Genomic DNA, 18,893 nt, shown 5'->3' on the forward strand with positions numbered 1-18,893 from the left:
CATGTTACGTATTGCAGACAAAACATTTGAATCCCATCTTTTCACCGGTACCGGCAAATTCGCCGCCCCGGGGGTGATGGTTGAGGCGATTCGCGCCTCGGGCAGCCAGCTGGTCACCCTGGCAATGAAGCGCGTCGATTTACGTCAGCACAATGACGCCATCCTCGCCCCGCTGCTGGCGGCGGGGGTCAGCCTGCTGCCGAATACCTCGGGCGCCAAGACGGCGGAAGAGGCGGTGTTTGCCGCCCGCCTGGCACGGGAGGCTCTGGGCACCCACTGGCTGAAACTGGAGATCCACCCGGACGCCCGCTGGTTGCTGCCCGACCCGATTGAAACCCTGAAAGCGGCGGAGCTGCTGGTCCGCGAAGGGTTCGTGGTGCTGCCCTACTGCGGCGCCGACCCGGTGCTGTGTAAACGACTGGAAGAGGCTGGCTGCGCGGCGGTGATGCCCCTGGGCGCGCCGATCGGCTCAAATCAGGGGCTGGAAACCAAAGCCATGCTGGAGATTATTATCGAACAGGCGACGGTGCCGGTGGTCGTCGACGCCGGCATCGGCGTTCCGAGCCATGCGGCGCAGGCGCTGGAAATGGGCGCGGACGCGGTGCTGGTCAATACCGCTATTGCCGTCGCCGACGATCCCGTGGCCATGGCCCACGCCTTCCGTATGGCGGTCGAGGCCGGCTTGCTGGCCCGTCAGGCCGGACCGGGGGCGCGCAGCGCGCAGGCGCAGGCCACCAGCCCGCTCACCGGATTCCTGGAGGCGCTGGCATGAAAACCTTTAGCGATCGCTGGCGGCAGCTGGAGTGGGACGACATCCGCCTGCGCATCAACGGTAAAACCGCCGCCGATGTCGAACAGGCGCTGGCGGCCAAACAGCTGACCCGCGACGATATGATGGCACTGCTTTCGCCAGCGGCGGCCGGGTATCTTGAACCTCTGGCCCAGCGCGCGCAGCGGCTTACCCGCCAGCGCTTCGGCAATACCGTCAGCTTCTACGTGCCGCTGTATCTCTCCAACCTGTGCGCCAACGACTGCACCTACTGCGGCTTCTCGATGAGCAATCGCATTAAGCGCAAGACGCTGGATGCCGCCGAGATTGCCCGCGAGTGCGCCGCGATCCGCGACCTGGGTTTTGAGCATCTGCTGCTGGTAACCGGTGAGCATCAGGGCAAGGTGGGAATGGATTATTTCCGCCAGCACCTGCCGGCAATCCGCAGCCAGTTTGCCTCGCTGCATATGGAGGTACAGCCGCTGGCGACCGACGAGTATGCCGAGCTGAAAACCCTGGGGCTCGACGGGGTGATGGTCTATCAGGAGACCTATCACGAAGGTATGTACGCCCAGCACCATCTGAAAGGGAAAAAACAGGATTTCTTCTGGCGGCTGGATACGCCGGATCGCCTGGGCGAGGCGGGGATCGATAAGATCGGCCTTGGCGCGCTGATCGGCCTTTCCGACAGCTGGCGAGTGGACTGCTTTATGGTCGCTGAGCACCTGTTGTGGCTGCAGCAACGCTACTGGCGCAGCCGCTATTCGGTCTCCTTCCCGCGTCTGCGTCCCTGCGCCGGCGGCATTGAACCAGCCTCGCTAATGGATGAGCGTCAGCTGGTGCAGACCATCTGCGCCTTCCGCCTGCTGGCGCCGGAGGTTGAGCTGTCGCTATCCACCCGCGAATCCCCCTGGTTCCGCGACCGGGTGATCCCGCTGGCGATCAATAACGTCAGCGCCTTCTCCAAAACCCAGCCCGGGGGTTACGCCGACGATCATCCGGAGCTTGAGCAGTTCGCGCCGCACGATGGCCGTCGACCTGAAGAAGTCGCCAGCGCGCTGGCTGCCCGCGGCCTGCAGCCGGTATGGAAAGACTGGGACAGCTGGCTGGGACGCGCCTCGCAAACCTCATGATGAACAGTGTAAGCGCCTGATATTTTTGCGCGTCTGCACGAGAGATGAAAAACTGAGGCTGGCCCGCCAGGCGCCCTTTTTCTATTCTGCCCGGGTCAGCAGCGGACGCTGACCAGGGCGAACCTTTTCTTCCTCATTTTCGCCCTGCCTCTCCGCGCTGAACGAGGGCCTGTGCATTATCGCCGAATATAAATCACGATACATGAAGGCCTCAGAGTTATAATTGAGCAATAGTTAACTGATTCGATCGGCAGGCGCCGCAGTCACAACCTGCGTTCGGACCCATGGTTTATACATCCGGGACGATTAACGATTCATGGCTCTACACAACAGAAAGCTCTCTTTCACGACGCCGATCGTCGTGGGGTTTGCCGGCATCTTGCTCAGTTTTATGCTGATCGCTATTTTTGTCACCCTGGCGCAGCGGAAAGATTTTCTTGAAGATTATCACGACATTAACCGCAACTTTACCCACAACCTGGCGATCAACTATACGGAAACCCTGCTGCGGGAAAATGATTTTATCCTTGGGCGCGCGGTCGCCTTCTTTGCCCGCAATGACGAACTGAATCGCGCAGTCAATGTGGAGCCGGAGAAAGGATTAACGACGCTGATGCAGTTACAGAACATGATGCCGAGCGTCTCATCCATCTCACTGGCGGATACCGAGGGCCACTATCTGCGCGCCCCGGAGGTGCTGGAAAATGAAGACAGCCGGGCTTTCGATCCCAGAACGCGGCCCTGGTTTATCAAACAGGCGGAAGCCAGCACCTTCAGCCACTACACCAGCCCATATATGGATTTTTTTACCCACCATCCGACGATTACCATTTTCAAACCCATCATCACTCCGGAAGGGAAACTCAAGGGCAGCCTGGCCTTTCATCTTGATCTCACCTCCATGGGGTTCGCGCTGCGTCAGATGGTGGCCCCCGTACAGGGCGAGTTTTTTGTGGTACAGCGTGATGGCAAAGTGGTCCTGCACTCCGACCCTGGTGCGCTGTTTAAACCCTTCGTCAGTAATGAGCTGATGGATAAAATGACCAGCGGCGAGGGGCAGCTTTACGATCCCGGAAGCGACACCTGGTATTACTATTACTCCTTTACCAATCCCGACTGGTTTGTGATTTTCCGTGTTGATAACACCACCCTGGTCAATCTGACGCGCCATGAAACCAATTTAGTGATCGGCGGTTTTGCCCTCGCGGCGATCATCATCATCCTGTTCGGCCTTTATCTGCGTCATGCCTCCCGCACCGTGCTGATGAATATCATCAATGCGATTAAAACCGGCGACGTCAAACGCGCCCCCCGCCTCGAGGCGATGCTGAGTAAAGCCATTGAAACTAATAAGCAGCGCGAGCTGACCTACGTCCGCCAGGCGACCATCGACGCGCTCACCGGCTGCAAGAACCGCCGCGCCTTCGATAGTGATATTGCCGCGCTGATGAACGATCATCAGCCGTTCGCCCTCGCGCTGGTCGATATCGATAACTTCAAATCGATCAACGACACCTGGGGTCACCTCAACGGCGATATCGTTCTGCGAAACGTCGCCCGCGAAGGACTGCAGGTCCTCCAGCCGCTGGAGATATCCCTCTATCGCTATGGTGGCGAAGAGTTCGCGGTGGTCTTTCCTGCCGAACATATTGATAACGCCCGCACGCTGCTGGAAACATGGCGGGTAAACGTCGAACGGCGCACCTGGCGCGAAGATGGCCTGACGGTCACCTTCAGCGCCGGGCTGGGGGAATGGAACATGGAGCCGCTGGATAAGCTGGTGGTGAGCGTCGATGAAGCGCTGTACAAAGCCAAACAGCAGGGTAAAAACCGCATCCTGCGCGCCTAGGGCTTCAGCGCCGCAACCGCCCACTTCGGTGGGCTTTTTTATTTTTTCCGACAAAAATGAAACCGGTTTCAATTTTTGTGTGATGACTTACACACAATCACGGTAAAGCGGTTGTCGCATCGCCAGGGCCGCGATAAAGATAGGACATCACGGAACACAAGGGCCACTGACTATGAAGAATATCGTTTTGTGCTGTGCCGCCGGTATGTCTACCAGCATGCTGGTTCAGCGTATGCAAGATGCCGCGCAGAAGAAAGGTGTTGAAGTCTCCATCAAGGCCGTACCGGTCGCCGAGTTTAAAGATAATCTGGCCGCCGCCGACATTATTCTGCTCGGCCCGCAGGTGAAATATGAGCAGGCGAAGCTTCAGGCGCTGGCCGACCCGTTCGGCAAAAAGGTCGCGGTGATCGATATGATGGACTACGGCATGATGAAAGGTGATGCCGTTCTGGATAAAGCCCTTAAGATGCTGGAGTAATCGATGGAAGATTTAGAAACGATCATCATGGAGCTGCTGGTTAACGCGGGTTCTGCGCGCAGCGCGGCGCTCACGGCGCTACAGCTGGCGCGGAAAGGCGATTTTGCCGCAGCGGAGCAGGCCATGGCCGAGTCCCATGAGTTCGTCAAACATGCGCATAAAATTCAGACCCAGCTTATCGGCCTGGATGAAGGCAGCGGTAAGTTACCGGTCAACCTGATCACCGTGCATTCTCAGGACCATCTGATGAACGCCATGGTCATTCAGGATCTGGCGACCGATATGATTGAACTATACCGTCGCCTGCCCCTCGCGCAATAATCTCTCGAATTAAACGGGCGTCGCTGCCGGCGCCCGTCCCCGCTTACAGAAAGCCGTACATCGCCGCGAATACCCAGCCAAACACGCATGAGACGCCAACGCCGATGAGCCCGGGCAGGATAAAGCTGTGGTTAATCACAAAGCGGCCAATATGGGTGGTCCCTGAGCGGTCAAACTGGATCGCCGCCAGATCGCTTGGGTAGGTCGGCAGTATATAGTAGCCATAGCAGGCCGGCGCAGAAGCCACGATATAGGCCGGATCAACGCCGATGGCCAGGGCCACCGGAACAATCGCCGCCAGCGCTGCCGCCTGCGAGTTCACAAACTTCGAAACCAGCAGCAGAACGATGGCATAGGCCCATGGATACTCTTTGACCATCTCCCCGAGCACGCCTTTAATCTCGGTCATGTGCGCGCCAAACATGGTCTCCGCCATCCAGGCGATGCCGTACACCGCGACGATAGCGATCATTCCCGAACGAAAGACCTCATTTTTGGAAATCGATGCCGGGTTGGTTTTAGTAATGATGATAATCAGCGCCCCGGAAAGCAGCATAAACATCTGGATCACCAGCACCATCGACAGCGGTTTACCGTCAAAGGCCGGACGCAGTTCAGAGAAGGCGCCAAGCAGCGCCACCACAGCGATGGAGGCCAGAAAAATCCACATCGCTATCCAGTTGCTGGTGGGCAGCTTTTTATCCAGCAGCGTCGCCGTATCGCCATAGACGTAATGGCGGTTCTCCGGTACCGCAATAAACGCCTGGAAGGCTTCGTCTTTATCCAGATCTTTGCCGCGGAACCAGCTGAAGATGCCGATCGCTAAAATGCCCAGCAGCGTGGACGGAATGGTTATCGCCAGCAGATCGAGAAACTCCAGATGTTTACCGTTAAAGGTAAAATTCCCCAGCATCGCCACCAGCGAAACCACCGCCACCGAGACCGGGCTGGCGATGATCCCCATCTGGGCGCCAATGGAGCTGGCGGCCATCGGACGCTCCGGGCGAATGTTATTCTTGATCGCCACATCGTAGATAATCGGCAGGATGGTATACACCACGTGACCGGTACCGCAGAGGATGGTCAGCGTGCAGGTGACGAAAGGCGCCACAATAGAGACATATTTTGGGTTACGCCGCAGCAGCTTCTCAGCAATCTGCAGCATGACATCCAGACCGCCGGATGCCTGCAGCGTCGCCGAGGCCGCCACCACCGCAATGATCACCAGCATCACATCAACCGGCGGTTTGCCCGGCTGGAGATGAAAAACAAAAACGAGGATCACCAAACCGATGCCGCCCAGCAGCCCCAGCGCAATACCGCCTTTTCGGGCACCATAAAACAGACAAATTAAGATAATAATGAGTTGTATCGCGAATTCCATGCAGCCCCCAGAGCCTGTCCGCTCAGACCTAAAGTAATGATCCATACCTGTCTGCCGGGGTTATTTCTGCGCCTTGTTGGGGGAAGCATGAGATGCAGCGATCCCTCTCCAGAGCCGTCGCGCCGAAGATAAAGCAGCAGCAGTAATCCCATGATTCATCAGGTATTTTGAATATATCCTCTTTGAATTGATTATTTTTTGATATGAGTAGAAGTTTTACCCATATATAAAGAAAGGTTTTTTGAGGTGATAGATTAATGGATATTTTGTATGAATTAATTGCTAAAAAATTGCAGCCTGGATATGACGTAAATGTAATTAAAGACGGGTACCGCGGAGAACAGGCAATAAAAAAGCCGGTCAGGAAACCTGACCGGCTTTTCAGCAGTGCATCAACGATTAATCGTTGTCAGAACCGCCCAGACCTGCGTTCAGCAGCTCTGCCAGGTTGGCAGATGCTTCTTCCACGCTCACCTGCGGTGCCGCCGGCAGTTCGCCAGCAGCGCGACGGCGCATACGATCCTGGTGGTACGCATAACCGGTACCGGCCGGGATCAGACGACCCACGATGACGTTCTCTTTCAGACCGCGCAGTTCGTCGCGTTTGCCCGCAACGGCTGCTTCGGTCAGCACGCGAGTGGTCTCCTGGAACGATGCCGCGGAGATGAAGGACTCGGTGGCCAGAGACGCTTTGGTGATACCCAGCAGATCGCGGGAGAACGTTGCGCCCACTTTGCCGTTCGCTTCCAGTTCGCGGTTCGCGATCTTGACGCGGGAGTATTCCACCTGCTCGCCTTCGAGGAAGTCGGAGCTGCCTGCGCTTTCGATGGTGGCTTTACGCAGCATCTGACGAACGATAACTTCGATGTGTTTATCGTTAATCTTAACGCCCTGCAGACGGTATACGTCCTGGACTTCGTTAACAATGTAACGGGTCACAGCATGTACGCCACGCAGACGCAGAATGTCGTGCGGCGCTTCCGGACCGTCGGAAACCACGTCACCACGTTCTACACGTTCACCTTCGAACACGTTGAGCTGACGCCATTTCGGAATCATCTCTTCGTACGGTTCGCTACCGTCTACCGGGGTGATAACCAGGCGACGTTTCCCTTTGGTTTCTTTACCGAAGGAAATGATACCGCTGATTTCAGCCAGGATTGCCGGCTCTTTCGGACGACGTGCTTCGAACAGGTCCGCAACGCGCGGCAGACCACCGGTGATGTCCTTGGTACCGCCGGATTCCTGCGGAATACGCGCCAGGGTGTCACCAGAGCTGATCTGTACGCCATCTTCCAGCTGAACAATCGCTTTACCCGGCAGGAAGTACTGAGCCGGCATATCGGTGCCTGGAATCAGAACGTCGTTGCCCTGAGCATCAACGATTTTCAGCGCCGGACGCAGATCTTTACCACCTGCGGTACGTTCTGCAGAGTCCAGAACCACCAGCGAAGACAGACCGGTCAGTTCGTCGGTCTGACGAGTAATGGTCTGGCCGTCGATCATGTCAGTGAAGCGGATGAAACCACTCACTTCGGTGATAACCGGCATGGTGTGCGGATCCCAGTTTGCGACGGTTTCACCGCCGGCAACCTGCTCACCGTCGCCTTTCGCCATAACCGCACCGTAAGGCACTTTATAGCTCTCTTTGGTACGACCGAATTCGTCGATCAGTTTCAGCTCGGTGTTACGGGAAGTGATAACCAGTTTACCGCTGGAGTTCACAACCGACTTCGCGTTGCTGAGCTTGATGCTACCTTTGTTTTTCACCTGGATGCTGGATTCAGCAGCCGCACGAGATGCCGCACCACCGATGTGGAACGTACGCATCGTCAGCTGTGTACCCGGCTCACCGATGGACTGTGCCGCGATAACGCCGATAGCCTCACCTTTGTTGATGATGTGGCCACGCGCCAGGTCACGACCATAGCAGTGCGCACATACACCAAAGTCGGTGTCACAGGATACAACGGAACGCACTTTGACGGAGTCAACGGAGTTCGCTTCCAGCAGGTCACACCAGTGCTCGTGCAGCAGCGTGTTGCGTGGAACCAGAATATCCGCGGTACCCGGCTTCAGCACGTCTTCCGCAGTCACACGACCCAGTACGCGATCGCGCAGCGGCTCTTTAACGTCGCCACCTTCGATAACCGGCGTCATGGTGATGCCTTCCAGGGTGCCGCAGTCGTCTTCAGTGACGACCAGGTCCTGGGCAACGTCGACCAGACGACGAGTCAGGTAACCGGAGTTCGCTGTTTTCAGTGCGGTATCCGCCAGACCTTTACGCGCACCGTGCGTGGAGATGAAGTACTGGAGTACGTTCAGACCTTCACGGAAGTTCGCGGTGATCGGCGTTTCGATGATGGAGCCATCCGGCTTCGCCATCAGACCACGCATACCGGCCAGCTGACGAATCTGTGCAGCAGAACCACGCGCACCGGAGTCGGCCATCATGTAGATGCTGTTGAAGGAAACCTGCTGTTCTTCCTGACCGTCACGGTTAATCACGGTTTCGGTTTGCAGGTTATCCATCATCGCTTTGGATACACGATCGTTCGCCGCAGCCCAGATATCGATAACTTTGTTGTAGCGTTCGCCCGCGGTCACCAGACCGGACTGGAACTGTTCCTGAATCTCAGCAACTTCCGCTTCCGCTTCGCTGATGATTTCGTATTTTTTCTCCGGGATGACCATGTCATCGATACCAACGGATGCACCTGAACGCGCTGCGTAAGCAAAGCCGGTGTACATCGTCTGGTCCGCGAAAATAACGGTCGGTTTCAGGCCCAGAATACGGTAACAGGTGTTCAGCATCTTGGAGATCGCTTTCTTACCGAGCGCCTGGTTCACGATAGAGAACGGCAGACCTTTCGGTACGATCATCCACAGAATGGCACGGCCAATGGTCGTGTCTTTCAGGCTGGTTTTCGCGACAAACTCACCATTGTCGTCTTTTTCGTATTCAGTGATACGCACTTTAACGCGCGCATGCAGAGAGGCCAAGCCGGCGCGATAAATACGCTCAGCTTCTTTCGGGCCAGTCAGCACCATGCCTTCGCCTTTGGCGTTAACACTGTCACGGGTCATGTAGTACAGACCCAGTACAACGTCCTGAGACGGAACGATGATTGGTTCGCCGTTCGCCGGGGACAGGATGTTGTTGGTAGACATCATCAGCGCACGCGCTTCCAGCTGGGCTTCCAGCGTCAGCGGTACGTGAACAGCCATCTGGTCACCATCGAAGTCGGCGTTATATGCCGCACAAACCAGCGGGTGCAGCTGGATGGCTTTACCTTCGATCAGAACCGGTTCGAATGCCTGAATACCCAGACGGTGCAGGGTCGGCGCACGGTTCAGCAGAACCGGGTGTTCGCGGATCACTTCGTCCAGGATATCCCAAACGACAGCTTCTTCGCGCTCAACCATCTTCTTAGCGGCTTTGATGGTGGTGGCGAGTCCTCGCAACTCCAGCTTGCCGTAGATGAACGGTTTGAACAGCTCCAGCGCCATTTTCTTCGGCAGACCGCACTGATGCAGACGCAGGTATGGACCTACGGTGATAACAGAACGACCGGAGTAGTCAACACGCTTACCGAGCAGGTTCTGACGGAAACGACCCTGTTTACCTTTGATCATATCGGCCAAAGATTTCAGAGGACGTTTGTTAGAACCGGTGATCGCACGACCGCGACGACCGTTGTCCAGCAGGGCATCTACCGCTTCCTGCAGCATACGTTTTTCGTTGCGTACGATGATATCCGGCGCAGCCAGATCCAGCAGACGTTTCAGACGGTTGTTACGGTTGATCACGCGACGATACAGATCGTTGAGGTCAGACGTCGCGAAACGACCGCCATCCAGCGGAACCAGCGGACGCAGATCTGGCGGCAGTACCGGCAGAACGGTCAGGATCATCCACTCCGGCTTGTTGCCAGACTGTACGAAGGCTTCCAGCAGCTTAATGCGCTTGGTCAGCTTTTTACGCTTGGTTTCGGAGTTGGTTTCGTTCAGCTCTTCACGCAGCTGCTCGCACTCCTGCTCCAGATCCATATTGCGCAGCAGCGCCTGGATCGCTTCCGCACCCATCTTCGCGTCGAATTCGTCACCGAACTCTTCCAGCGCGTCCAGGTACTGTTCTTCCGTCAGAATCTGGTTGCGTTCGAGGTTGGTCATGCCACCTTCGATAACCACATAGGATTCAAAGTACAGTACACGTTCGATATCGCGCAGCGGCATATCCAGCAGCAGGCCGATACGGGACGGCAGAGATTTCAGGAACCAGATGTGCGCAGTCGGACATGCCAGCTCGATGTGGCCCATGCGCTCACGACGCACTTTAGTCTGGGTCACTTCAACGCCGCACTTCTCACAGATCACACCGCGGTGTTTCAGGCGCTTGTACTTACCGCACAGGCACTCATAGTCTTTTACCGGCCCAAAGATACGGGCGCAGAAAAGGCCGTCACGCTCAGGTTTGAACGTACGGTAGTTAATGGTTTCCGGCTTTTTAACTTCACCGAAAGACCATGAACGGATCATGTCTGGCGAAGCCAGAGCAATTTTGATCGCATCAAACTCTTCGGTTTTAGTTTGCGCTTTCAGAAACTTTAATAAGTCTTTCACGGATTTGCTCCCGTCGGAGTTAGCACATTCCGCTGCCGGGCGTTAACCCGGCAGCAGTGACCTGTTTGAGCGAGAATTACTCGTCTTCCAGTTCGATGTTGATGCCCAGCGAGCGAATTTCTTTCAACAGTACGTTGAAGGATTCCGGCATGCCCGGTTCCATCTGGTGATTGCCGTCCACGATGTTTTTATACATCTTAGTACGACCGTTCACGTCATCAGACTTAACGGTGAGCATTTCCTGCAGGGTGTAAGCTGCGCCGTATGCTTCCAGCGCCCACACTTCCATCTCACCGAAGCGCTGACCACCGAACTGCGCCTTACCACCCAGCGGCTGCTGAGTAACCAGGCTGTAAGAACCGGTGGAACGCGCGTGCATTTTGTCGTCGACCAGGTGGTTCAGTTTCAGCATGTACATGTAACCCACGGTTACCGGACGCTCGAACTGCTCACCGGTGCGGCCGTCGAACAGGGTGATCTGACCGGAAGTCGGCAGGTCGCCCAGCTGCAGCAGCGCTTTAATTTCCGCTTCTTTCGCACCGTCGAACACCGGCGTTGCGATCGGCATACCTTTACGCAGGTTTTCAGCCAGACGCAGAACTTCTTCATCGCTGAAGGTATTCAGGTCAACTTTCTGACGAACGTCAGCGCCCAGATCGTAGGCACGCTGGATGAACTCGCGCAGTTTCGCGACTTCCTGCTGCTGTTTCAGCATGGCGTTGATCTTATCGCCGATGCCTTTCGCAGCCATACCCAGGTGAGTTTCCAGGATCTGACCGATGTTCATACGAGACGGTACGCCCAGCGGGTTGAGGACGATATCTACCGGCGTACCGTTAGCATCGTGCGGCATATCTTCGATCGGGTTGATCTTAGAGATAACACCCTTGTTACCGTGACGACCCGCCATCTTGTCACCAGGCTGGATACGGCGTTTAACGGCCAGGTATACCTTAACAATCTTCAGCACGCCCGGTGCCAGATCGTCGCCTTGGGTGATTTTGCGGCGTTTCGCTTCGAGTTTTTTCTCGAACTCGTGTTTCAGTTCGTCGTACTGCTCAGCCAGCTGTTCCAGCTGATTTTGTTTCTCTTCGTCGGTCAGGCCCAGTTCCAGCCAGCGATCGCGCGGCAGTTTGTCGAGCTTCTCAGCTTCAACGCCACCGGAGACCAGCACCGCGTAGATACGACTGAACAGACCGGCTTCGAGGATCTGCAGTTCTTCAGACAGGTCTTTTTTGGCCTGCTTCAGCTGCATCTCTTCGATTTCCAGCGCACGTTTGTCTTTTTCTACGCCGTCACGGGTAAAGACCTGAACGTCGATAACGGTACCAGAGACACCGTTCGGTACGCGCAGAGAGGAGTCTTTAACGTCAGACGCTTTCTCACCGAAGATCGCACGCAGCAGTTTCTCTTCCGGCGTCAGCTGGGTTTCACCTTTCGGCGTAACCTTACCAACCAGAATGTCGCCGCCGGTCACTTCCGCACCGATATAAACGATACCGGACTCATCCAGTTTGGAGAGCGCAGCTTCACCCACGTTCGGGATGTCAGCGGTGATCTCTTCCGGCCCCAGCTTGGTGTCACGGGACACGCACGCCAGTTCCTGAATGTGGATAGTGGTGAAACGGTCTTCCTGGACAACACGCTCGGAAACGAGGATGGAGTCTTCGAAGTTGTAGCCGTTCCACGGCATGAACGCTACGCGCATGTTCTGACCCAGCGCCAGCTCACCGAGGTCGGTGGACGGGCCGTCGGCCAGCACGTCGCCGCGCTCAATAGGTTCGCCCAGGGACACGCAAGGCATCTGGTTGATGCAGGTGTTCTGGTTAGAACGGGTGTACTTAGTCAGGTTATAGATGTCGATACCTGCTTCGCCCGGGTACATCTCGTCTTCGTTAACTTTGATAACGATACGGGAGGCATCCACGTACTGAACAGTACCGCCACGTTTAGCCACCGCAGTAACACCGGAGTCGACGGCCACAGCACGTTCCATACCGGTACCAACCAGCGGCTTATCAGCGCGCAGAGTCGGAACGGCCTGACGTTGCATGTTTGCACCCATCAATGCACGGTTGGCGTCATCGTGTTCCAGGAACGGGATCAGGGACGCACCGACGGATACCACCTGCTGGGTGGATACGTCCATGTAGTCAACCTGGTCACGGCTGAACAAGCTGGATTCGCCTTTGCTACGGCAGGTCACCAGGTCTTCTACGAAGTGGCCGTTTTCATCCAGGTTGGAGTTCGCCTGAGCGATAACGTAGTTGCCTTCTTCGATAGCAGACAGGTAGTGAATTTCGTCAGTAACCACACCGTCGGTCACTTTACGATACGGCGTCTCAAGGAAGCCATATTCGTTGGTCTGCGCGTACACGGACAGGGAGTTGATCAGACCGATGTTCGGACCTTCAGGCGTTTCGATTGGACATACGCGACCATAGTGAGTCGGGTGTACGTCTCGAACTTCGAAGCCTGCGCGCTCACGGGTCAGACCGCCTGGGCCGAGTGCGGAGATACGACGTTTGTGCGTGATCTCAGACAGCGGGTTGTTCTGGTCCATAAACTGAGACAGCTGGCTGGAACCAAAGAACTCTTTCACTGCTGCGGAAATCGGCTTGGCGTTGATCATATCCTGAGGCATCAGGGTATCCAGATCGCCCAGAGACAGACGCTCTTTCACCGCACGCTCTACACGTACCAGGCCAACGCGGAACTGGTTCTCCGCCATTTCGCCAACGGAACGGATACGACGGTTACCGAGGTGGTCGATATCGTCCACTTCGCCTTTACCGTTACGGATATCGATGAGCTTCTTCATCACTTCAATGATGTCGTCTTTGCTCAGGATACCGGAACCTTCGATTTCGTCGCGCAGCAGAGAACGGTTGAACTTCATACGACCAACCGCGGACAGATCGTAGCGGTCTTCGGAGAAGAACAGGTTCTCAAACAGGCTTTCAGCGGCTTCACGAGTCGGCGGCTCGCCAGGGCGCATCATGCGGTAGATTTCTACCAGCGCGCTCAGACGATCGTTAGTCGGGTCGACGCGTACCGTTTCAGAGATGTATGGACCGTGGTCCAGATCGTTAGTGAACAGCGTTTCGATGCGCTTGTGGCCAGACTGGCTCAGCTTAGCCAGCAGATCCAGGCTCAGCTCCATGTTCGCCGGGCAGATCAGTTCGCCAGTCGCTTCATCGATATAGTCTTTAGCCGCCACTTTGCCCGCGATATATTCAACCGGCACTTCGATATGCTTGATATCGTCTTTTTCCAGCTGACGGATATGACGAGCCGTGATGCGACGGCCTTTCTCAACGTACACTTTGCCGTTGGCTTCGATATCGAAGGAGGCGGTTTCGCCGCGCAGACGCTCCGGAATCAGCTCCATCTGCAGCTTGTTGTCGCGAATTTCAAAGACCACTTTTTCGAAGAACAGGTCAAGGATCTGCTCAGTGGTGTAATTCAGCGCGCGCAGGATGATGGTAGCCGGCAGCTTACGACGACGGTCGATACGAACGAACAGGTTGTCTTTCGGGTCGAATTCGAAGTCCAGCCAGGAACCGCGGTAAGGGATGATGCGTGCGTTATACAGAACCTTACCGGATGAGTGAGTCTTACCTTTGTCACTGTCAAAGAAGACGCCCGGGCTACGGTGCAGCTGAGAAACGATAACACGCTCGGTACCGTTGATGACAAAGGTACCGTTGTCGGTCATGAGCGGGATTTCGCCCATGTAGACTTCTTGTTCTTTAATGTCTTTGACGGTGCCTTCCGGCGCTTCGCGCTCGTAGATCACCAGACGCAGTTTTACGCGCAGCGGTGCAGAGTAAGTCACGCCACGGATCTGACATTCTTTAACGTCAAAAACCGGTTCGCCCAGACGGTAGCTGACGTATTGCAGCTCGGAATTACCGCTGTAGCTCTGAATTGGGAATACGGAACGGAAAGCAGCTTCCAGACCATACTGCCCTTCAGGATCTTGCTCGATAAACTTCTGGAACGAGTCAAGCTGGATAGAAAGGAGATATGGCACATCCAGAACTTGTGGACGTTTACCAAAATCCTTACGAATACGTTTTTTCTCGGTATAGGAGTAAACCATAGGGTTCCTCAGCTCGCTGACAAGTCGACCCATCTGCCCGCAGAGGGCAGTTTTTTATGCAACACTATTTTGTTGACCGGAAAATGGAACACTTTCCGCAATGCCTGTTGCTATCACGCTTAAACCATTTCATTGCGATTTACACAGCCCAGGAACCCTAACCTGTCGCAGTATATTAAGTCGTCGATAGAAACAAGCATTGAGAGGCAAACCAGTAGTCAAACAGCGTGAAACGCTACTGGCGCCTTACAGCGCAAAAAGGCTGGTGACCAAAAAGTCACCAGCCTCAGCCTGATTTCTCAGGCTGCAACCGGAAGGGTTGGCTTATTTAACTTCAACTTCAGCGCCAGCTTCTTCCAGAGATTTTTTCAGAGCTTCAGCGTCGTCTTTGCTGATGCCTTCTTTCAGTGCAGCCGGAGCAGATTCTACCAGGTCTTTAGCTTCTTTCAGACCCAGGCCAGTCGCGCCACGTACTGCTTTGATAACAGCAACTTTGTTAGCGCCAGCAGCTTTCAGAATTACGTCGAATTCAGTTTTTTCTTCAGCAGCTTCAACCGGGCCAGCAGCTACAGCTACAGCAGCAGCAGCGGAAACACCGAATTTTTCTTCCATTGCAGAGATCAGCTCAACAACGTCCATTACGGACATAGCGGATACTGCTTCAATGATTTGATCTTTAGTGATAGACATTTAAATTGTTCCTGAATATCAGAATAAGTTTATACGTAAGCGAATGCTTTACAAAGATAACTGCGATTAAGCAGCTTCTTTCGCATCGCGTACAGCAGCCAGAGTACGAACCAGTTTGCCAGCCGAAGCTTCTTTCATGGTTGCCATCAGGCGTGCAATTGCTTCTTCGTAGGTCGGCAGAGTTGCCAGGCGGTCGATCTGCGACGCCGGGATCAGCTCACCTTCAAAGGCAGCGGCTTTGACCTCAAATTTTGCATTCGCTTTCGCGAACTCTTTGAACAGACGAGCAGCAGCGCCCGGGTGTTCCATAGAGTATGCAATCAGGGTCGGACCAACAAACGTGTCTTTCAGGCACTCGAACTGAGTACCTTCTACGACGCGGCGCAGCAGGGTGTTACGAACAACACGCATGTATACGCCAGCTTCACGACCTGCTTTACGCAGTTCAGTCATTTTATCTACAGTTACGCCACGGGAATCCGCAACTACTGCAGACAGCGCGCCTTTGGCTACTTCGCTGACTTCAGCAACAATCGCTTGTTTGTCTTGAAGATTTAAAGCCATTAGCTTTGCTCCTGGATGTTTGCCAGAGCCTATGCTCTGGAACTCACTTCACTCAATTCAACGAAAAGAGCGTCTAAATACGGTGAGCAGAAACAAGCCAGAATATCCAAAAATAATCTTAGCGTTCTGTCACCGTCTACGCAGGGCATTAAGTTTCTTGCGAAACACCTGCGGTCTTCGACGGAGGTCTGGATAGGCCAGACTCCAACGAACAATTCGGTTACCTGCTAACCTTAGTTAGCAAACGTGGGCGAAGATTGTAGACAAAATCACCGCCCACGTAAAGGCATTAGTTTGCAGAAGCGTTCAGGCCAGCCTGATCTACTGCAACACCTGCACCCATGGTGGTGGAGATGCTAACTTTCTTGATGTACACGCCTTTCGCCTGAGTCGGTTTTGCTTTTTTCAGCGCAACCAGCAGAGCTTCCAGGTTTTCTTTCAGTTTGTCAGCGTCAAAGTCCACTTTACCGATGGTGGTGTGGATGATGCCGTTTTTGTCGTTACGGTAACGAACCTGACCTGCTTTCGCGTTTTTAACCGCTTCAGCAACGTTCGGAGTTACGGTACCCACTTTCGGGTTCGGCATCAGGCCACGCGGACCCAGAACCTGGCCCAGCTGGCCAACAACGCGCATTGCATCTGGAGAAGCAATAACAACGTCAAAGTTCATTTCGCCTTTTTTGATCTGCTCAGCCAGATCTTCCATACCTACCAGCTCAGCGCCTGCAGCTTTAGCAGCTTCAGCGTTTGCGCCCTGGGTAAATACGGCTACGCGAACGGAACGGCCAGTACCGTGCGGCAGTACAGTTGCGCCACGGACGTTCTGGTCAGATTTACGAGCGTCGATGCCGAGGTTAACGGCAACGTCTACGCTTTCGGTAAATTTAGCGGTGGCCAGCTCTTTCAGCAGAGCGATGGCTTCGTTGATGTCGTACTGTTTAGTTGCATCAACTTTCTCACGGATCACGCGCATGCGCTTGGTCAGTTTAGCCATTTCTTAGTCCTCCACTACCAGGCCCATGGAACGTGCAGTACCTTCGATGGAGCGAGTCATCGCTTCAATGTCGGCACCAGTCATGTCGGCAGCTTTGGTCTGCGCGATTTCCTGCAGCTGAGCGCGGGAGATTTTACCCACTTTATCTTTGTTCGGCTTACCGGAACCAGACTTGATGCCTGCAGCTTTCTTCAGCAGAACAGCAGCCGGCGGAGTCTTGGTAACAAAGGTAAAGGAACGGTCAGCGTAAACGGTGATAACAACCGGGATCGGCAGACCTTTCTCCAGGGAATCAGTTTTGGCGTTGAACGCTTTGCAGAATTCCATGATGTTCACGCCCTGCTGACCCAGTGCTGGGCCGACCGGCGGGCTCGGGTTCGCCATACCAGCTGCAACCTGCAGCTTGACGTAGGCTTGGACTTTCTTAGCCATTCTTAAATCCTCAAATTGGGTATTAACGCTTCAGAGAAGCTCCCCGTGATTAAACATCGTTTTACGGGCCGGGCCCATAAAAACAAAAGGCGCGAAATTGTATGCCAATTTCGCGCCCTATGCAACGATTAAATCGCTGCTTTTTTGATCGCCGGCTTACGCCTTCTCAACCTGGCTGAAGTCCAGTTCTACCGGAGTCGCACGACCGAAGATAGAAACGGAAACTTTCAGGCGGGACTTCTCATAGTCCACTTCTTCAACCACACCGTTAAAGTCAGCGAACGGACCGTCGTTAACGCGAACCATTTCGCCCGGTTCAAACAGCGTTTTCGGACGCGGCTTATCGCCAACCTGTTGCAGACGATTCATGATGGCGTCGACTTCTTTGTCGCTGATCGGCGCCGGACGGTCAGAGGTACCGCCGATGAAGCCCATCACGCGCGGCACGCTGCGCACCAGGTGCCAGCTTGCGTCGTTCATGACCATCTGGACCAGAACGTAGCCTGGGAAGAATTTACGTTCGCTTTTGCGACGCTGGCCGCCACGGATCTCAACCACTTCTTCGGTCGGGACCATGACTTCGCCAAATAACTCTTCCATGTTGTGTAATTTGATATGTTCACGCAGCGACGTGGCTACGCGACCTTCAAAACCGGAAAACGCCTGAACGACGTACCAGCGCTTTTTAGGAGCTTCAGACATCTCAGAACCTCAGGCCAGTGATAAAGGAGACCAGGCGAACCAGAATACCATCCAGTCCCCACAGGATCAGTGACATTACTGCAGTCACAGCAGCAACAATCAGCGTAGTATGCAGCGTTTCCTGGCGAGTCGGCCAAATCACTTTACGAACTTCGGTTCTCGCTTCGCGAGCAAAAGCAACGGTCGCCTTACCTTTCGTCGTCAACAGCGCGACGCCACCGGCAGCAGCAATAAGAATAACCACGGCCAGCGCACGCACCGCCAGCATAATGTCGCGATAAAGGAAGTTGCCCACGATCGCCACGATCAGCAGCACGGCAACGATAATCCACTTCATCGCTTCCAGGCCGCGCCCGCTCCCTTGAGCTTCGGTATTCGCACTCATAAACCAACCTGTCAGAAGTATTCTACAAACAATTTCACCCCGCGGGGGCGAGGCGATCCAAACCGAAATTAAGTTTCGGATTATACACTTAACTATTCAAATTGCTTCAACGCTGACGGTTTTGTCGCCCCTGCCCTGCTAACGCAAAGGAGGATGCTGATTGCCGTCGCACTATCGCTCGAATGGTTTGGTGTATAAACGCCCTCTTCAGAGCCTGTCTCAGCAATGATTATGACAAATAAAATCACTGATGAGCCAGGTTCTGGTGTGAAAGCGTGCAAAAAGGGCATCAAATGATGCCCTTTTATTGCGCATTGCGTCAAATGTTATCAGCGATTAGCCGAGAACTTTAGCAACCACGCCCGCGCCAACGGTACGACCGCCTTCACGGATTGCGAAACGCAGACCATCGTCCATCGCGATCGGGTGGATCAGGGTAACAACCATTTTGATGTTGTCGCCCG

Annotated in this window: 14 protein-coding genes and 1 pseudogene; 5 read left to right on the top strand and 10 right to left on the bottom strand. The window is 54.8% G+C overall.

Translation table 11 applies throughout. From position 1 onward, the window contains the following. The first annotated feature begins 1 nt into the window (after position 1). The 5 genes from thiG to ABLV64_RS05335 all read left to right on the top strand — a co-directional run bounded on the left by thiG (position 2) and on the right by ABLV64_RS05335 (position 4,550). Positions 2-772 carry a thiazole synthase gene (gene thiG, locus ABLV64_RS05315; RefSeq protein WP_032456545.1) on the top strand — a complete coding sequence of 257 codons (771 nt, stop codon included), beginning with the start codon at positions 2-4 and terminating at the stop codon, positions 770-772. Continuing rightward, complete coding sequence (gene thiH / locus ABLV64_RS05320) at positions 769-1,902, top strand: 2-iminoacetate synthase ThiH (protein ID WP_217325168.1); 1,134 nt, start codon at positions 769-771, stop codon at positions 1,900-1,902. The genes thiG and thiH overlap by 4 nt, the downstream gene beginning before the upstream one ends. A 316-nt stretch (positions 1,903-2,218) precedes the next feature. Further along, positions 2,219-3,751, top strand: coding sequence for a sensor domain-containing diguanylate cyclase (locus ABLV64_RS05325; protein WP_004206753.1), 1,533 nt, complete (start codon positions 2,219-2,221; stop codon positions 3,749-3,751). A gap of 172 nt (positions 3,752-3,923) precedes the next feature. Further along, positions 3,924-4,229: a PTS sugar transporter subunit IIB gene (locus ABLV64_RS05330; protein ID WP_002884150.1), complete on the top strand. Its 306-nt coding sequence runs from the start codon at positions 3,924-3,926 to the stop codon at positions 4,227-4,229. A 3-nt stretch (positions 4,230-4,232) separates the two neighbouring features. Beyond that, positions 4,233-4,550, top strand: coding sequence for a PTS lactose/cellobiose transporter subunit IIA (locus ABLV64_RS05335; protein WP_004206755.1), 318 nt, complete (start codon positions 4,233-4,235; stop codon positions 4,548-4,550). Positions 4,551-4,593: 43 nt separating this feature from the next. Here ABLV64_RS05335 and dcuB read toward each other — a convergent pair whose 3' ends face one another. From dcuB to tuf, 10 genes and pseudogenes are all read right to left on the bottom strand, one after another. Beyond that, the gene (dcuB, locus tag ABLV64_RS05340) at positions 4,594-5,934 is read right to left on the bottom strand and encodes an anaerobic C4-dicarboxylate transporter DcuB (protein ID WP_008808003.1); all 1,341 of its coding nucleotides are present in this window, start codon (positions 5,932-5,934) and stop codon (positions 4,594-4,596) included. Between the two features lie 399 nt (positions 5,935-6,333). After that, entirely contained in the window at positions 6,334-10,557 is a 4,224-nt protein-coding gene (rpoC, locus tag ABLV64_RS05345; protein WP_004206757.1) for a DNA-directed RNA polymerase subunit beta', read from the bottom strand. Positions 10,558-10,633: 76 nt separating this feature from the next. Further along, positions 10,634-14,662, bottom strand: coding sequence for a DNA-directed RNA polymerase subunit beta (gene rpoB / locus ABLV64_RS05350; RefSeq protein WP_004206758.1), 4,029 nt, complete (start codon positions 14,660-14,662; stop codon positions 10,634-10,636). Positions 14,663-14,986: 324 nt separating this feature from the next. Then, the gene (gene rplL / locus ABLV64_RS05355; RefSeq protein WP_002884142.1) at positions 14,987-15,352 is read right to left on the bottom strand and encodes a 50S ribosomal protein L7/L12; all 366 of its coding nucleotides are present in this window, start codon (positions 15,350-15,352) and stop codon (positions 14,987-14,989) included. 66 nt (positions 15,353-15,418) lie between these two features. Continuing rightward, positions 15,419-15,916, bottom strand: a complete 498-nt coding sequence (gene rplJ, locus ABLV64_RS05360) for a 50S ribosomal protein L10 (RefSeq protein ID WP_001207203.1) — start codon at positions 15,914-15,916, stop codon at positions 15,419-15,421. A 289-nt stretch (positions 15,917-16,205) separates the two neighbouring features. Further along, positions 16,206-16,910, bottom strand: a complete 705-nt coding sequence (gene rplA, locus ABLV64_RS05365) for a 50S ribosomal protein L1 (protein WP_002884036.1) — start codon at positions 16,908-16,910, stop codon at positions 16,206-16,208. Positions 16,911-16,913: 3 nt separating this feature from the next. Further along, positions 16,914-17,342, bottom strand: a complete 429-nt coding sequence (gene rplK, locus ABLV64_RS05370) for a 50S ribosomal protein L11 (RefSeq protein ID WP_002884034.1) — start codon at positions 17,340-17,342, stop codon at positions 16,914-16,916. 156 nt (positions 17,343-17,498) lie between these two features. Beyond that, on the bottom strand, positions 17,499-18,044 hold the full coding sequence (gene nusG, locus ABLV64_RS05375) for a transcription termination/antitermination protein NusG (RefSeq protein ID WP_001287521.1): 546 nt from the start codon (positions 18,042-18,044) through the stop codon (positions 17,499-17,501). Position 18,045: 1 nt separating this feature from the next. Next, entirely contained in the window at positions 18,046-18,429 is a 384-nt protein-coding gene (secE, locus tag ABLV64_RS05380; RefSeq protein WP_002883772.1) for a preprotein translocase subunit SecE, read from the bottom strand. A gap of 336 nt (positions 18,430-18,765) precedes the next feature. Further along, positions 18,766-18,893, bottom strand: a pseudogene (gene tuf, locus ABLV64_RS05385) (elongation factor Tu); the annotation flags it as partial.

It is taken from the genome of Klebsiella sp. JB_Kp031 (genome assembly GCF_040064295.1).
In the GTDB taxonomy this organism is placed as follows: Bacteria; Pseudomonadota; Gammaproteobacteria; order Enterobacterales; family Enterobacteriaceae; genus Klebsiella; species Klebsiella quasipneumoniae.

Excerpts from the sequence above, each read along its gene's own strand:
- thiG (WP_032456545.1), top strand. The coding sequence starts at position 2 with ATGTTACGTATTGCAGACAAAACATTTGAATCCCATCTTTTCACCGGT.
- thiH (WP_217325168.1), top strand. The coding sequence starts at position 769 with ATGAAAACCTTTAGCGATCGCTGGCGGCAGCTGGAGTGGGACGACATC.
- ABLV64_RS05325 (WP_004206753.1), top strand. The coding sequence starts at position 2,219 with ATGGCTCTACACAACAGAAAGCTCTCTTTCACGACGCCGATCGTCGTG.
- ABLV64_RS05330 (WP_002884150.1), top strand. The coding sequence starts at position 3,924 with ATGAAGAATATCGTTTTGTGCTGTGCCGCCGGTATGTCTACCAGCATG.
- ABLV64_RS05335 (WP_004206755.1), top strand. The coding sequence starts at position 4,233 with ATGGAAGATTTAGAAACGATCATCATGGAGCTGCTGGTTAACGCGGGT.
- dcuB (WP_008808003.1), bottom strand. The coding sequence starts at position 5,934 with ATGGAATTCGCGATACAACTCATTATTATCTTAATTTGTCTGTTTTAT.
- rpoB (WP_004206758.1), bottom strand. The coding sequence starts at position 14,662 with ATGGTTTACTCCTATACCGAGAAAAAACGTATTCGTAAGGATTTTGGT.
- rplL (WP_002884142.1), bottom strand. The coding sequence starts at position 15,352 with ATGTCTATCACTAAAGATCAAATCATTGAAGCAGTATCCGCTATGTCC.
- rplJ (WP_001207203.1), bottom strand. The coding sequence starts at position 15,916 with ATGGCTTTAAATCTTCAAGACAAACAAGCGATTGTTGCTGAAGTCAGC.
- rplA (WP_002884036.1), bottom strand. The coding sequence starts at position 16,910 with ATGGCTAAACTGACCAAGCGCATGCGCGTGATCCGTGAGAAAGTTGAT.
- rplK (WP_002884034.1), bottom strand. The coding sequence starts at position 17,342 with ATGGCTAAGAAAGTCCAAGCCTACGTCAAGCTGCAGGTTGCAGCTGGT.
- nusG (WP_001287521.1), bottom strand. The coding sequence starts at position 18,044 with ATGTCTGAAGCTCCTAAAAAGCGCTGGTACGTCGTTCAGGCGTTTTCC.
- secE (WP_002883772.1), bottom strand. The coding sequence starts at position 18,429 with ATGAGTGCGAATACCGAAGCTCAAGGGAGCGGGCGCGGCCTGGAAGCG.